Here is a 14,307-nt window from a genome sequence, read left to right as displayed (position 1 = left end):
TGTCGTCGCGGTATGCGGGCGGGCGCCCTTCCGGCGCCCGCCCGCCCGTGGTCCCCAGGTCCCGGGTGGTCACCGACCGCCCGGGGCCTGCCCATGCCCGCCGCCACTCCCCACTCCCCACTTCCCACTCCGCCGGAGCCGCCCGTGAAAGCCGTCACGCCCACCCTGCTGCGCAGGACCCTGCGGTACGGGCGGGCCCCGGCCGCCGCCGTCCTCGCCTGCTCGGCGGCAGGCGCGGCGGCGGCCGTCGCGTTCCCGCTGGTGCTGGCGCGCACCGTGGACGCGCTGCTGGCCGGGGAGGGCGCAGGGCGGTGGGCCGCGCTGTGCGCGCTGCTGGTGGCGGGCGAGGTGGCGCTCGACGCGCTGGCCGCGTGGGCGGGCGGCGCGGGGAGCGCGCGTACGACGGCGTGGCTGCGGCGGCTGACGGGCGACCGGTTCCTCGTCGCAGCGGGTGGCGCGGCGGCGGGTACGCCGGGCGGCCTTGCCACGCGGCTGACGGTGAACGCGCTGGACGCCGGTACGGCCCCGGTGGCCGCGGCGGGGGCGGTGGCGTCGGTGCTCGTGCCGCTGGGCGGTCTTGCCGGGCTGTTCGTGCTGGACGTGTGGGCGGGCGCCGCGTTCCTGGCCGGATTGCCGCTGCTCCTGCTGGTGCTGCGGACGTCGGTGCGCGACGGCGCGGGCGCGCTGGCCGCGTACCAGGAGGCCCAGGCGCAGGTCGCCGGGCGGCTCGCGGAGACACTCGGAGGCGCCCGTACGATCGCGGCGGCCGGGACGGAGGAACGGGAGCGGGAGCGCGTGCTCGCGCCGCTCGGCGGGCTGGTGGCGGCGGGGCGGCGTACGTGGCGGGTGCAGGGCAGGGCGGCGGGCTCGGCGGGGCTGCTGATGCCGCTGCTGACCGCCGGGGTCCTCGCGGTCGCCGGGCTGCGGCTGACCGGCGGGCACCTGACGGCGGGTGAACTGCTCGCCGTCGCCCGGTACACCGTCCTCGCGGCGGGCGCGGGCGCGGTCGTCGGCGCGCTGAACGGCTGGGTGCGGGCGCGTGCCGCCACCGACCGCCTCGCCGCCGTCACGGAGCTGCGGCAGACCGCGTACGGGACGGACGCGCCGCCGCCCGGCGGGAACGGCACGCTGGAGCTGCGCGGTGTCCGGGTCGTGCGGGACGGGCGGACGCTGCTCGACGGCGTGGACCTGGTGGTTGACGGCGGGTCGACGGCGGCGGTGGTCGGCGCGTCCGGGGCGGGCAAGTCGCTGCTGGCGGCGGTCGCGGGGCGGCTGGAGGAGCCGGACGCGGGGACGGTGCTGCTGGACGGCGTGGACCTGCGGGCCCTGGGCGAGGGCGCGTTGCGGCGGGAGGTGACGTACGCGTTCGCGCGGCCTGTGCTGCTCGGCGGGTCGGTGGGCGCGGCGATCGGCGCCGGGGCGTGGGAGGCGGGGGAAGAGGAGGTACGGGCGGCGGCGCGGGCGGCGGGGGCCGACCCGTTCGTCCGGCGCCTGCCGGACGGCTACGGGACGGCGCTGCGGGACGCGCCGCTGTCGGGCGGCGAGCGGCAACGGCTCGGCCTCGCGCGGGCGTTCGCGCACACCGGACGGCTGCTGATCCTGGACGACGCGACGTCGAGCCTCGACAGCGTGACGGAGCGGCTGGTGACGCGCGCGCTGACGGAGGACGTGCGGCCGTGCACGCGGCTGGTGGTGGCGCACCGGGTCGCGGTGGCGGCGCGGGCGGACGTGGTGGTGTGGCTGGAGGCGGGCCGGGTCCGGGCGGTGAGACCGCACGCGCGGCTGTGGCGGGAGGCGGCGTACCGGGCGGTGTTCGCGGCCGGGGGCGGGGAGGCGGGGAGATGACCGCCACTGTCACCCCCGCCGCGCAGGCCGCCGCCACCCGTGCGGCCCGTGACGGTCAGCCGCCCGCCGGGCGGGGTGCGTTGCGGCGGCTGCTGCCCGGTGCGCGGCGGTTCCTGTGGGGGCGGCGGCGCGCCCTCGGCGTCCTGGCCGGGTGGTCGGTGCTGGAGTCGGTGCACACGTTCCTCACCGGCCTCGGCGTCGCGCGGGCGCTGGACGACGGCTTCCTCGCCGGGCGGCCGGGCACGGGCCTGCTGTGGCTGGCCGTGTCGGCGGTGGGCGCGCTGCTCGGCGGGCTCGCCGCCAGGGGCGTGTTCGGCGCGCTCGGCGGCGTGGTCGAGCCGCTGCGGGACGCGCTGGTGCGCCGCGTCGTGGCGCGGGCGCTCGCCGCGGCGCTGGCCGACCCGGCGCGCGCGGACACGGCGGCCGTGTCGCGGCTGACCGCGCAGACCGAGATCGCCCGGGACGGCGCGGCCGGACTGCTGCTGACGGCGCGGGCGTTCGTCTTCACGGCGGCGGGTGCCGTCGCCGGGCTGGCGCTGCTCGCGCCCGTGCTGCTGCCGGTGGTGCTCGTGCCGCTGCTGGCGGGTCTCGCCCTGTTCGCGGCGACGCTGCGCCCGATGGCGGCGCGGCAGCGCGCGCTGCTCGACGCCGACGAGGAACTGGCCGCGCACGCCGGGCTGCTGGACTCGGGCGCGCGGCAGATCGTCGCGTACGGGGCGGCGGGCACCGCGTCGGCACGCACCGCGGAGCTGGTGGCGGCCGAACGGCGCACCGCGGCCGCGCTGGCTCGGTGGGGCGCCGTGCGGACGGTGGCCCTGGGTGCCGCCGGGCAGCTGCCGGTGCTGGCGCTGCTCGGCTGCGCGCCGCTGCTGCTGGAACGGGGAGTGAGCAGCGGGGAGTTGATCGGCGCGCTGACGTACGCGGCGTCGGCGCTGCTGCCCGCCGTGCACGCGCTGCTCACCGCGCTCGGCGCGGCGGGGACGCGGCTGGTGGTCGTGCTCGACCGCCTCACGGCACCCGGTCCCCCGGCGCCCAGGACCGTACCGGCCGCACGCACCGCGCCCCGCCCGCGTTCGCCCCGCCCGCGTTCGCCCCGGCGCGACGCCCCGGCGGCCGAACTGCGGTCCGTCACCTTCGCCCACGGCCCGGCGGCGGAGCCCGTCGTCCGCGACCTCGACCTGACGCTGCGCCGGGGCGAACGCCTCGCCGTCGTCGGCCCGAGCGGTATCGGCAAATCGACTCTCACCGCCCTGCTGGCCGGGACCCTCGTCCCGGACACGGGACGCGTGTGCCTGGGGGATCGTCCCGTGGCCGGTCTCGACCGGCGGGAATTGGCCGGTCTACGCGCGCTGGTGCCGCAGGAGGCGTACGTCTTCTCCGGACCGCTGCGCGACAACCTCGCCTACCTCGCCCCGGACGCGCCGCCGGAACGGGTGCGCGCGGCGGTCGCCGCGTTCGGACTGGACGGGCTCGTGGACCGCCTCGACGGCCTGGACGCGCCGCTCGACCCGGCGCGGCTGTCGGCCGGGGAACGGCAGTCGGTGGCGCTGGCCCGCGCCTGGCTGTCCCCCGCGCCGCTGCTGCTGCTCGACGAGGCGACGAGCGGGCTCGACCCGGCCGCCGAAGAGCGCGCGGAGACGGCGCTCGCGGCGCGGCCGGGCACGCTGCTGGTGGTCGCGCACCGCCTGTCGTCCGCCGCGCGGGCCGACCGCGTGCTGCTGCTCGACGGCGTGCGGCCCGCGCTGGGCACGCACGCCGGGCTGCTGCGGGAGTCGGACGCCTACCGGGCGATGGTGGGGGCGTGGGAGGACGGCGGCTGACGCGCGCGGGCCGGGGCCGCCGTCCCGGCCGTCACATCCAGCCCGCCAGGCGGCTGATGCGGATGGCGTCCACGCGGTTGCGGGCGCCGACCTTGCGGGTGGCGGCGGCGATGTAGTTGCGGACCGTCCCGTCGGACAGGCACAGGCTGCGGGCTATCTCGGCGATGGTGTCGCCCTCGGCGGCGCGGGCCAGGACGCCCAGTTCACGGGGGGACAGGGGTATCTCGGTGGCGCGCAGGAGCGTGAAGGCGAGGGAGTCGTCCACGTACCGCCCGCCGTGGGCGACGCGGCGTAAGGCCTCCGCGAGGCGGGGGGCGGGGCCGTTGCGGTCCACGAAGCCGGCGGCTCCGGCGGCGTAGGCGGTGCGCAGGACGCGGGGGTGGTCGGCGCTGCCCAGGACGACGAGGGTGGCGCCGGACGTGCTTGTGCGGGCGCCCTGCCTCCCGCCGCCGCCCAGGGCGCGGTGTTCGAGGTAGACGGAGCCGGCGGGGCAGCCGCTGTCGAAGAGGAGCACGTCGAAGTCCGCTCCGCTCTTCAGGTCGCCGGGGCCCGCGGCGGCCGTCGCCGTCGGCTCGAAACCCTGCTGCTCCAGCAGCGCCACCAGCGCCGACCGCAGCAGATCCGCGCTGTGCACGACATGAACTCGGACCATTCCCGTACCTTCCGCCGCCCCGGCGCCGGGCGGCGCCGCCTCGTACCGTCCGCTGGCTCGTTCACCCTCGGACCAGGGGGACCGGTACCCATGTCGCGATGTAACAGAACGCCAAGTTTTGGTCACTTCGTAGCAACAAAGATGCAGATGGGGCGGTAAAACATCACCAGATCCTCTGCATCTCTCCATGCCCGACACGGCTGTGGGGGGTGGCGGATCCGGGGTGTCAGCCGAAGACGCGCGTCTGCCAGTTCCTGACCTCGTCGGCGCTCAGGTGGCCGGCGATGACCGCCGCCCGGTCGAGCGCGCCGGTGAGCCGCTGGCCGCCGTCCTGGTCGGCGCCGAAGCGCAGCTGGCGGTTGGCGCAGCCGTTGATGCCCGCGTCGGAGACCTGGGCGGTGGCGGCCTCGTCGCCGTCCACGTAGACGGTGAGGCGGCCGCCGTCGCTCATGGTGATCACAAGGTTCACGAACCGGCCGGTCGGCAGGACGGCCGAGGTCGTGACGCCGGTGCCCGCGCCGATGAAGCGGACCTGGTTGGACGGCGTGAGGTCGATCAGCACGCCGTCGCTGCCGTCGTTGCCGCTCGGCTGCCAGTCGAACAGCCGCCGGTAGCCGCCGCTGCCGTCCACCCGCACCTCGGCGGCGAACGTCGCGACGCGCAGGAAGCCGAGGGTCGTCGGCGCGGTGCGCAGGAACGTCTGGCCGTCGAGGCGCAGGGCGGTGCCGGTCGGGCCGGCGGACTCGTACGACGCGTTGCCCTGGACGGTGGCGTGCCGGTTCTGGCCGCCCCGGTCGTCGACCGTCCCGCCCGAGGTGGCGTCCCAGGCGACGAGGGTGAGGCCCTCCTGCGGCACCGGGCAGGGCGGCCCGACGTCCACGGTGACGAGGGCGACGGCGGCGGTGCGCCAGTTGCCGCCGTTCAGCACGGCGCGCAGCCGGTTCTCCGGCCGCTCGCCCGTCCTGGGTGTCACCTGGAATGTGAACGTGCGGTTCCCGCCGCTGGCCAGCTGCGGGACCTGCTGCGACGCCGGGGCGGCCGTCCAGCCGTCCGGCAGGTCGAGTGCGAGCGTGGCCGCCGGGACGGTCCCGCCGACCGCCTCCACCCGCACCTGCGCGGTGAACGGCGTTCCCTGACCGCCCTGTTCGGGCGCCGTCAGCGTCATCCGCACCTGGGAGACAGCCGAGTAGACACGTCCGCCGGTGGCGCGGAAGGTGATCGTGTCGCCGTCGCGCGTCGGCGTGATCCGCCGGCCGTTCTGCTGGTCGCGCAGTTCGAAGAGGCCGCCGAACAGCCCGCTGCGGAACGTGAGGTCGCCCGTCCTGCCCGCGCGCAGCGTCGCCTGGGTGGGCGTGCCGCCCTGCCAGTCCACGTCCACGGTCACGTCGCCGCGCGCCCGCAGGCCGCGTACCGAGCCGGTGGCCCAGAACGCGGGGAGCGCGGGCAGCAGTTCGATCGCGGGGCCGTGGCTCTGGAGCAGCATCTCGGCGACACCGGCGGTGGCGCCGAAGTTGCCGTCGATCTGGAACGGCGGGTGGGTGTCCCACAGGTTGTCCAGCGTGCTGAAGCGCAGCAGTTCGGAGAACATGACGTGCGCGTGGTCGCCGTCGAGCAGCCGCGCCCAGAAGTTGATCTTCCACGCCTTGGACCAGCCGGTGCCGCCGTCGCCGCGCGCGGTCAGCGAGACGCGTGCCGCCTCGGCGTACTGCGGGTGCTCGCGCGGCGTCACCTGGCGGCCGGGGTGGACGGCGAAGAGGTGCGAGACGTGCCGGTGGTCGTTGTTCGGGTCGTCCCAGTCCTCCTTCCACTCCTGGAGCTGGCCCCAGGAGCCGACGCGCAGTCCGGGGTCGAGCCGTTGCAGCGTGCCGTCCAGTTCGGGCACGAACGAGCTGGTGTCGCCGACCTCGCGGGCGGCCGCCCGGGTGCTGGTGAGCAGGTCGTGGACGATCTGCTGGGAGATCGACGCGCCCGCCGAGAAGTCGCCCTGCTCGGGCGAGTAACTGGGCGAGACGACCAGCCTGTTGTCGCGCGGGTCGGTGACCAGCTCGTCTATCCAGAACTGGGAGAGCGCCTTCATCAGCGGGTAGGCGCGCTCGCGCAGGAACGCGGCGTCGCGCGTGAACAGCCAGTGCTCGTAGAAGTGCTGGGCGAGCCAGGCCCCGGCCTCGGGCATCCAGAAGGACGTCGCCCAGTTGTGCAGGCCGGTGAAGCCGAAGGGGTTCGTCTCGTTGTTGACGACCCAGCCGCGGTTGTCGTAGATCTCGCGGGCCGTGACCTGGCCCGGCGGCACCATGGACTCGGTGTACTCGAACAGCGGTGCCGTCAGTTCGGAGAGGTTCGTCGTCTCCGCCGGCCAGTAGTTCATCTGGAGGTTGATGTTGACGTGGTAGTCGGCGCTCCACGGCGGGCTGGTCGAGTTGTTCCACACGCCCTGGAGGTTCGCGGGCAGCGTGCCGGGGCGTGAGGAGGCGATCAGGAGGTAGCGGCCGTACTGGAAGTGGAGCACTTCGAGGGCCTTGCGCGCGGCCGGGGTGGCGCTGCGTTCCTGGTAGGCGGCGAGCAGCGCGTCGGTGGGGATACCCGGGTCCTGCTGGCCGATGTCGAGCGCCACCCGGCCGAACAGGGCCCGGTGGTCGGCGACATGGGCCGAGCGCAGCGCGGAGAAGCCCTTGCCGACCGCGGCGTCCACACGCTGGGTGACGGGCCCGTGCGGGTCCACGCCGTTGCGGTAGGTGGGGTACTGGACGGAGTAGTCGGTGGCGGCGGCTAGGACGATCGTCACCGAGTCGGCGCCGGAGACGGTCACCGAGCCGTTGCCGTTGTCGGTGCGGGTGCCACCCTGGTTGACGACCTGGATCTGCGACTCGAAGCGCATCCCGTTGTCGTCGAGCCGCCCCGCGAGGGTGATCCGGCCGCCGCGCGCCGCGATGTTGCGCGTGCGGTTGGCGGGCGCGGTGACGGAGACGGTGAGGCTGATCCGGCCGCCCTGGCTGGCGGTGAAGCGGCCGACGAGCACGTTGTCCGGCGCCGAGGTGAAGTACTCGCGGGTGTAGGTGACACCGCCGGACGCGTAGGTGACGGAGGCGACGGCCTCGCCGATGTCCAGGCTGCGGCGGTAGCCGGTCACCCCGGTGGGTGTCTGGGTCATCGTCACGAACAGGTCGCCGAAGGTCTGGTACGCGCCGAAGCCCGTCTTGCCCTGGCCGAGGCGCTGGGCGACCCAGTCGGGGCCGACGCGCCGCTCGTCGCGGATGCGCTGCTGGACCTCCTGGACGGCACCGGGGCGGGGCGACGTCCAGTTGCCGAAGTTGTAGCCGGGCGAGCCGGGGCCGCCGGTCCACAGCGTCTTCTCGTTGAACTGGAGCTGCTCCCTGGCGGTCGCGCCGAACACCGCCGCGCCCAGCGCGCCGTTGCCGAGCGGCAGGGACTGGGACTCCCAGTCGGCGGCCGGTGCGTCGTACCACAGCGTCGGGCCGGTGGCCTGCGGACGGGGCGGCCGGCCGGGACCGGCCGCGAGCGCGGAGCCCGCGTTCACGGCCGGGAGGCCGAGCGCGGCGGCGGCGGTGGTGGCGCCGGCCACGAAAGCACGTCTGGGGAAGCCTCGTTCGGTCATCGGATCCTCGTCCTCGGGTGACGGCGGGGTGCGGGTGACGTTGATCACAGCGGAGGCTATAGATCCGATGTATGGAGCGTCAAGATACTGTAACGGCCGGATTTCCCGGCCTTCTTCATACAGACACCCGATCAATGATCGTCCAGACAGGGGCAGTCGCCGCCTCCCTGAGGACCAGAACCAGGGCCAGGGCCAGGCGAAGGTGACAGCCCGGTTCACACACCGGGGGCCGCCGCGTACCGCCCGCGGGCGTGCCGGCCGGGAGGTCTCCCACCGTTCACCCGTCCGGCTGCCGACCTTCTCCCCCGGCCGCCGCGGCGGCGCAGCGCCCGGCGAGACGTGCGAAGGCCGCCCGCAGTGCGTCAGGACCGACCACCTCGATGTCCGCGTCGAACGCGCCGACGGCGGCGGCCAGGCCGGCCCAGGACCAGGAGCCGAGGACGAGCCGGCAGCGGTCGGGGCCGAGCGCCTCGACCACGCCGTCCCGCGCGAAGGGGAAGACGTCGGCGGCGGGCAGGCCGAGGACGACCTCGCCGCGGCAGGGCATGCCGTCCTGGCGGCCGTACCCTTGGAAGCGGCCCGCGACGAAGGCCGCCACGTCGCCGCCGGGCAGCGCCCGCGGCGTGAAGCGCGGCCCGGCCGGGGTGCGCGGGGTGATCCGGTCCGCGCGGAACGTACGCCAGTCCCCGCGTTCGAGGTCCCAGGCGACGAGGTACCAGCGCCCGTCCCACGTGACGAGATGGTGCGGCTCCGCCCGGCGTACGGCGGACTCCGCGCCGTCCCGGCCCTTCCGCGCGTAGTCGAACCGCAGCGTCTCCCGCGCCCGCACGGCGGCGCTGAGCGCCATCAGCACACCGCTGTCCACCGGGGAGGGCGCGCGGACCCCGGACCGCTCGACGGCGGTCACCTGGAACGTGTCGATGCGCCGCCGCAGCCGGGCGGGCATCACCTGGCGGACGGTCCCCAGCGCGCGTGCCGCCGCGTCCCCGATCGCGGCGCCGCTGACGGAGGCCGTCCCCAGGGCGACGGCGAGCGCCACGGCCTGCTCGTCGTCGAACAGCAGCGGCGGCAGCTCCGTCCCGGCGCCGAGCCGGTACCCGCCGTCCGGCCCCTTGGCCGCGGCGACCGGATACCCCAGCTCGCGCAGGCGCTCGACGTCCCGGCGGACGGTGCGGGTGCTGACGCCGAGCCGCTCGGCCAGCAGCGCCCCGGGCCACTCCCGGCGCAGCTGGAGCAGCGACAGGAGGGACAGCAGGCGCGCGGAGGTCTTCGGCATGCTCCCATCCTGCCTCCGGTGGCGGACACAACCTGTCCGCCACTGCTGCGACGGTGGTCCCCAGGACCGGCGGGAACGTTCCGCCGGCGGACGAGGAGACGACCATGACCGTCAACGCTGTGACCCATCTGAACTTCCGGGGCGACGCCCGCGCCGCGCTCACCTTCTACCAGTCCGTGTTCGGCGGCGAGTTGACGGTGGTCACCTACGGGGACATGGGTGACACCGCCGACCCGTCGCCGGCAGACCAGGTGATGTGGGGCCAGGTGGTCTCGCCCGGCGGGATCGGCGTGATGGCGTACGACGTGCCGCCGCAGCTGCCGTGGGACCGGGGCGCGCACGCGTTCTATGTCTCGCTGCGCAGCGAGAGCGCCGACGAGCTCGCCGCCCTGTGGGAGCGCCTGGACGACGGCGCGACCGTGCTGCGACCGCTCGGCCCGGAGAAGTGGACACCGCTCTACGGGATGCTGGAGGACAAGTTCGGCGTCATCTGGGTCATGGACGTCGTCACCGCGTACGCCCCCTCCTGAGGACGGCGGACCGCGCGCACGGCACCTGCTCCGGCCACGGCCACCGCCCCTCGGCGTCTGGGAGGACGGGCAGGGAGGGTGGCCGTGGCCGGAGGGGCGTTCAGTCCTTCGCGTTGAGCGCGGGCAGGTAGCCGCCCGAGTGGCCGCGGGCCGTCGGGTGGTACGCCTCCCAGATGGGCAGGGCCAGGTCGTGCAGCCAGTCGTCGCCCGAGCACAGCTCATGGCCGGCGAACGTGCCGCGCACGTCCGCGAACGCGAACCCGTGCGCGGCGGCACGGGCGGAGATCACCGTGTTGAGCACGTCGGAGGCGTCGTTGATGGCCTCGCGCTTGGTCTCGCCGATGCCGATGCACCACCAGGAGGGCTCGATGTACATGCGGGGGTAGCCCAGCACCACGACCCGCGCGTTCGGCGCCTTGGCGCGGATGGCGCCGTACACGGCGTCGAGCCGCCCGGGGAGTGTGCTGTTGACGAAGTTCCGCGCCGTGTTGACGCGGTTGACACAGGTGCTGTTCGAGCCGGTCACGCAGGTCGTCATGACATCGGCGAACCCGGCGTCGTTCCCCCCGATCGTGAGGGTGACGAGCCCGGTGGACGCGTTGAGCGCGCCGAGCTGCCCCGACGTCACATCGGAGGTGACGGCGCCGGAGCAGGCGGCGAACGTGAACGACGCCGGGCTGTTGGCCCTCGCCCACAGCGCCGGGTAGGCGTTGTTGCTCCGGTGGCAGTCGCCACTGGCGCTGATGTAGCTGCCCGCGCCGTTGCCGGACGAGTACGAGTCGCCGAGCGCCACATAGGCGGGCGCGGCGGCGTTCGCCGGACCCGTGCCCAGCAGGGCGAGGACGAGCGTGAACAGTAGAACGGACGCGGCTGTCAGGGATCTTGGCAGTCTCACGGGGGCCTCCATCGGCAGGATCACTGCGCGACCGGTGTACCAAGCAACGCGCGTTGACGGAAGTGGGCATGCCAACTCCACCCCACCGCGCCACCACCCGCCGCCGGCATCACCCGGCGGCCGCGTCACCCCGCAAGTGGCCCACGAGCCGCGTGGACCCGCCCCACCCTGCGCCGTCCAGCGCGTAGGGGAACCCGGGCCGCGCCACGGGCGCCGACCCGCTGCCGCCCGGTCGACTCCGCCTCGGGAACACCCTCCAGGGGCGGCGGGACGGTCAGCACGAGAAGGGACACCGGGCCGTGCCCGGTGACCAGCTCCTCCGCCGACTCCCGCGTCCGCGCGGCGAGTTCGGCTGGCGGCGGCTCGGTGCCCGGCGGCAGGCCGAGGACGAACGTCGTGTCCTGCTCGACGCCGCCCGCCTACGGGACACGGGCCGGTTCCGCCGTGCCCCACCCGGCGGGCGGCCGCCCCGTCAGGCGGCACCGCACGGCCCTCCACGCCGCCGCGAGCACCAGGTCGCGGGCGGCGCGGTCACGCGTGAAGCATCTGCGGAGCACGCCTACTCGGCGGCGGGCACACTGGCCGACGCCGGGACCGCCGGGAGCTGGTGGGCCTGGGCGCCGCGCTCGCCGCGTTCGTCGGGCAGACGCGGGCGATTCTGGCAACGTCGCGCTGCACGCGGGCGCCTCGTTGCAGGGCGCGTCGTCCGCGACCATGGCGCACCTGGACGGTGGCCTCGCGATGACCGCCGAGGCGCAACGCAACGCCCTGACCAGGTCGATCCGCCGGGCGTCCCCCGGTTCAGCGGGAATCTCGCCCAGCCGGAGCTGGATCACGCCGCGCTGACGGGCGACGTGGGCACGGTCCGGGGCATCGGTGGGCCGGAGCACACGCGTTCCGGCGGAGCAGCTGTTCGCGACGACCGCGCCGCCTCCCGCAGGGCCGTCCGGCCGGATTCCCCGGCTCCCGGGTCTACCATTTCGCCCTCCTGGGCCGGCACCTGGCTGGACGGCGGCGGCGCGCACAGGACGTCTGGGGGCCGTACGCCTTCGACGGCACGCCGCCGTCTCGCGGCGGCGCTGCGGAAGACCGAGGCCGCCACCGGACCCAACGGCTACCGCGTCGCCGTTCCCGAACCACAAGCGGACGGACGAGGTCCGGACATGACCGGCCACCTCTGGCCCACCGGGGCCGCCCCACCCGTCAGGCCGTGGCGGGCTCCTGAGGTGGGCGCCGTGCCGGGCGAGTCACCTCTCATACAGAGTCTGCGGGCCGCCGTCGCCGCCGTGCCGCAGGATGTGCCGTTGCGTGTTCACCTGGGCGAACTGCTGCTCGCCGACGGGGCGGCGGACGCGGCTGTCGCCGAGGCGGCCGTCGCGCTCCAGCACGCGCCGGGCCCGGAGGACTGAGACACCGCGGGGCGTGCGTGCCGTGACCGAGACGACGCCGCACGGTGGCGCCCACCGCGTTACTCGCCCACCGTCCACGCCCTCACCGGCGGAACGGCCACGCCCAGAAGCACGGCACCCGGATCGAGCCCTGCGCTGCCGTACGCACTGGAGGCCGTCCCGCCTTCCACCGCGTCGCCTGTCGGCGCACCAGGCGTTGCCCTGCTGACGGGGAACGGCGGAAGGCCGCGTGGCGAGACGCTCGGACACGGCCCGGCCGCCGACCGGCGCTGATCTGGCGTTTGACCGTACGCCAACAAAACAGTGGTCCAGACCTATTGACCGATTGGTTCAGACCTTTCTATCGTTCGGCGCACTGCTTGTGTGAGGCCCAGCAGGTCCCGACTCCCTTCGAGAACAGGGAGGCGCTCATGCGCTTCAGGCACACGCGTTCCCGGCACAGACTCGTCGCCGCCCTCGCCACACTCCTCCTCCCGCTCGCCGGACTCGTCGGACTGGCGAGCCCCGCCGAGGCCGCGGCGTCCGCGACCGCCACGTACACCAAGGTCTCCGACTGGGGCTCCGGCTTCGAGGGCAAGTGGACGGTGCGCAACACCGGCACCACCACCCTCACCAGCTGGACCGTCGAGTGGGACTTCCCCTCCGGCACCACGGCCGGCGCCTTCTGGGACGCCGACCTCACCTCGTCCGGCACCCACTGGACCGCCAGGAACAAGTCCTGGAACGGCACCCTCGCCCCCGGCGCCTCGGTCTCCTTCGGCTTCAACGGCTCCGGCACCGGCTCACCCGCCAACTGCCTTCTCAACGGCGCCAGTTGTGACGGCTCCACCCAGCCGGGCGACCAGCCGCCCTCCGCTCCCGGCACCCCGACCGCCTCCAGCGTCACCAACACCTCGGTGACGCTCTCCTGGACGGCGGCCACCGACGACCGCGGCATCCGCAACTACGACGTCCTGCGCGGCGGCGCGACGGTCGCCACCGTCACCGGCACCACCTGGACCGACACCGGGCTGACCGCCGGCACCGCGTACTCCTACACCGTCCGCGCCCGCGACACCGCGAACCAGCTCGGCCCGCCCAGCGGCGCGGTGTCCGTCCGCACCACCGGCGGCGGCGAGGACCCCGGCCCCGGTCCCGGCGGCGACAAGATCAACCTCGGGTACTTCACCGAATGGGGCGTCTACGGCCGCGACTTCCACGTGAAGAACCTCGTCACCTCCGGCACCGCCGCCGAGATCACGCACATCAACTACGCGTTCGGCAACGTCAGGAACGGCCAGTGCGTCGTGGACGACACCTTCGCCGCCTACGAGAAGACGTACACCGCCGACCAGTCCGTCAGCGGCACCGCCGACACATGGGACCAGCCGCTGCGCGGCAACTTCAACCAGCTCCGGCAGCTGAAGCAGCGCTACCCGCACATCAAGATCCTCTACTCCTTCGGCGGCTGGACCTACTCCGGCGGCTTCGGCCAGGCCGCGCAGAACCCGGCCGCGTTCGCGGACTCCTGCCGCGCCGTGGTCGAGGACCCGCGCTGGGCGGACGTCTTCGACGGCATCGACATCGACTGGGAGTACCCGAACGCCTGCGGCCTGACCTGCGACACCTCGGGCCCGGCCGCGTTCCGCAACCTCGTCTCGGCGCTGCGCACCGAGTTCGGCCCCGACTACCTCGTCACGGCCGCCATCACCGGTGACGGCTCCACGGGCGGCAAGATCGACGCGGCCGACTACGGCGGCGCCGCCCAGTACCTCGACTGGTACAACGTCATGACCTACGACTACTTCGGCGCCTGGGCGAGCACGGGCCCGACCGCCCCGCACTCGCCGCTCACCTCGTACAACGGCCTGCCGACGCAGGGCTTCACGTCCGAGGCGGCGATCAACAAGCTGCGGGCGCAGGGCGTCCCGGCGGCCAAGCTGCTGCTCGGCATCGGCTTCTACGGGCGCGGCTGGACCGGCGTCACCCAGTCGGCACCCGGCGGTACGGCCACCGGCGCCGCGCCGGGCACGTACGAGGCGGGCATCGAGGACTACAAGGTCCTGCGCAACTCCTGCCCGCCGACCGGCACCGTCGCGGGCACGGCGTACGCGCACTGCGGCAACCAGTGGTGGTCGTACGACACCCCGGCGACCATCGCGGGCAAGATGAACTGGGTCAACCAGCAGGGCCTCGGCGGCGCGTTCTCCTGGGAGTTCAGCGGCGACACGACCAACGGCGAACTGGTCCGGGCCATCGGCAACGGCCTGAACTGACCCCGCCACACC

At 74.7% G+C, this 14,307-nt stretch carries 11 protein-coding genes; 6 read left to right on the top strand and 5 right to left on the bottom strand.

Annotated features, from left to right (window positions below; all coding sequences use genetic code 11):
• Positions 1–93: 93 nt before the first annotated feature.
• Together ACL02R_RS15085 and ACL02R_RS15080 are read left to right on the top strand one after the other, a co-directional pair.
• Entirely contained in the window at positions 94–1,845 is a 1,752-nt protein-coding gene (locus ACL02R_RS15085; protein WP_412797396.1) for an ATP-binding cassette domain-containing protein, read from the top strand.
• Positions 1,842–3,665, top strand: coding sequence for an ATP-binding cassette domain-containing protein (locus tag ACL02R_RS15080; RefSeq protein ID WP_412797395.1), 1,824 nt, complete (start codon positions 1,842–1,844; stop codon positions 3,663–3,665). The genes ACL02R_RS15085 and ACL02R_RS15080 overlap by 4 nt, the downstream gene beginning before the upstream one ends.
• 31 nt (positions 3,666–3,696) lie before the next feature.
• Here ACL02R_RS15080 and ACL02R_RS15075 read toward each other — a convergent pair whose 3' ends face one another.
• From ACL02R_RS15075 to ACL02R_RS15065, 3 genes are all read right to left on the bottom strand, one after another.
• Positions 3,697–4,317, bottom strand: coding sequence for a DNA-binding response regulator (locus ACL02R_RS15075; RefSeq protein WP_412797394.1), 621 nt, complete (start codon positions 4,315–4,317; stop codon positions 3,697–3,699).
• Between the two features lie 226 nt (positions 4,318–4,543).
• Positions 4,544–7,930 (bottom strand): glycosyl hydrolase family 95 catalytic domain-containing protein, encoded by a 3,387-nt coding sequence (locus tag ACL02R_RS15070; protein ID WP_412797393.1) that lies wholly within the window; start codon positions 7,928–7,930, stop codon positions 4,544–4,546.
• 277 nt (positions 7,931–8,207) lie between these two features.
• Complete coding sequence (locus ACL02R_RS15065) at positions 8,208–9,206, bottom strand: helix-turn-helix transcriptional regulator (protein WP_412797392.1); 999 nt, start codon at positions 9,204–9,206, stop codon at positions 8,208–8,210.
• A 104-nt stretch (positions 9,207–9,310) separates the two neighbouring features.
• Between ACL02R_RS15065 and ACL02R_RS15060 the strand changes: the two genes are divergently transcribed.
• On the top strand, positions 9,311–9,736 hold the full coding sequence (locus ACL02R_RS15060; RefSeq protein ID WP_412797391.1) for a VOC family protein: 426 nt from the start codon (positions 9,311–9,313) through the stop codon (positions 9,734–9,736).
• A 100-nt stretch (positions 9,737–9,836) separates the two neighbouring features.
• Here ACL02R_RS15060 and ACL02R_RS15055 read toward each other — a convergent pair whose 3' ends face one another.
• Positions 9,837–10,631 carry an SGNH/GDSL hydrolase family protein gene (locus ACL02R_RS15055; RefSeq protein ID WP_412797390.1) on the bottom strand — a complete coding sequence of 265 codons (795 nt, stop codon included), beginning with the start codon at positions 10,629–10,631 and terminating at the stop codon, positions 9,837–9,839.
• A gap of 419 nt (positions 10,632–11,050) precedes the next feature.
• The gene (locus tag ACL02R_RS15050) at positions 11,051–11,347 is read right to left on the bottom strand and encodes a DUF6177 family protein (RefSeq protein WP_412797433.1); all 297 of its coding nucleotides are present in this window, start codon (positions 11,345–11,347) and stop codon (positions 11,051–11,053) included.
• Between ACL02R_RS15050 and ACL02R_RS15045 the strand changes: the two genes are divergently transcribed.
• The 3 genes from ACL02R_RS15045 to ACL02R_RS15035 all read left to right on the top strand — a co-directional run bounded on the left by ACL02R_RS15045 (position 11,304) and on the right by ACL02R_RS15035 (position 14,295).
• On the top strand, positions 11,304–11,477 hold the full coding sequence (locus ACL02R_RS15045; RefSeq protein ID WP_412797432.1) for a DUF6507 family protein: 174 nt from the start codon (positions 11,304–11,306) through the stop codon (positions 11,475–11,477). The genes ACL02R_RS15050 and ACL02R_RS15045 overlap by 44 nt on opposite strands.
• 317 nt (positions 11,478–11,794) lie before the next feature.
• The gene (locus ACL02R_RS15040; RefSeq protein ID WP_412797389.1) at positions 11,795–12,040 is read left to right on the top strand and encodes a hypothetical protein; all 246 of its coding nucleotides are present in this window, start codon (positions 11,795–11,797) and stop codon (positions 12,038–12,040) included.
• A 410-nt stretch (positions 12,041–12,450) separates the two neighbouring features.
• Entirely contained in the window at positions 12,451–14,295 is a 1,845-nt protein-coding gene (locus ACL02R_RS15035) for a glycosyl hydrolase family 18 protein (protein ID WP_412797388.1), read from the top strand.
• Positions 14,296–14,307 lie beyond the last annotated feature (12 nt).

This window comes from Streptomyces sp. MS19, assembly GCF_047200595.1.
Taxonomy (GTDB): domain Bacteria; phylum Actinomycetota; class Actinomycetes; order Streptomycetales; family Streptomycetaceae; genus Streptomyces.
Note: the sequence above shows the minus strand (reverse complement) of the source record. Positions and strands in the feature narration are given on the sequence as shown.

Coding starts and splice junctions, on each gene's coding strand:
- ACL02R_RS15035 (WP_412797388.1), top strand. CDS start 12,451: ATGCGCTTCAGGCACACGCGTTCCCGGCACAGACTCGTCGCCGCCCTC.
- ACL02R_RS15085 (WP_412797396.1), top strand. CDS start 94: ATGCCCGCCGCCACTCCCCACTCCCCACTTCCCACTCCGCCGGAGCCG.
- ACL02R_RS15060 (WP_412797391.1), top strand. CDS start 9,311: ATGACCGTCAACGCTGTGACCCATCTGAACTTCCGGGGCGACGCCCGC.
- ACL02R_RS15065 (WP_412797392.1), bottom strand. CDS start 9,206: ATGCCGAAGACCTCCGCGCGCCTGCTGTCCCTCCTGTCGCTGCTCCAG.
- ACL02R_RS15050 (WP_412797433.1), bottom strand. CDS start 11,347: ATGGTCGCGGACGACGCGCCCTGCAACGAGGCGCCCGCGTGCAGCGCG.
- ACL02R_RS15070 (WP_412797393.1), bottom strand. CDS start 7,930: ATGACCGAACGAGGCTTCCCCAGACGTGCTTTCGTGGCCGGCGCCACC.
- ACL02R_RS15075 (WP_412797394.1), bottom strand. CDS start 4,317: ATGGTCCGAGTTCATGTCGTGCACAGCGCGGATCTGCTGCGGTCGGCG.
- ACL02R_RS15040 (WP_412797389.1), top strand. CDS start 11,795: ATGACCGGCCACCTCTGGCCCACCGGGGCCGCCCCACCCGTCAGGCCG.
- ACL02R_RS15080 (WP_412797395.1), top strand. CDS start 1,842: ATGACCGCCACTGTCACCCCCGCCGCGCAGGCCGCCGCCACCCGTGCG.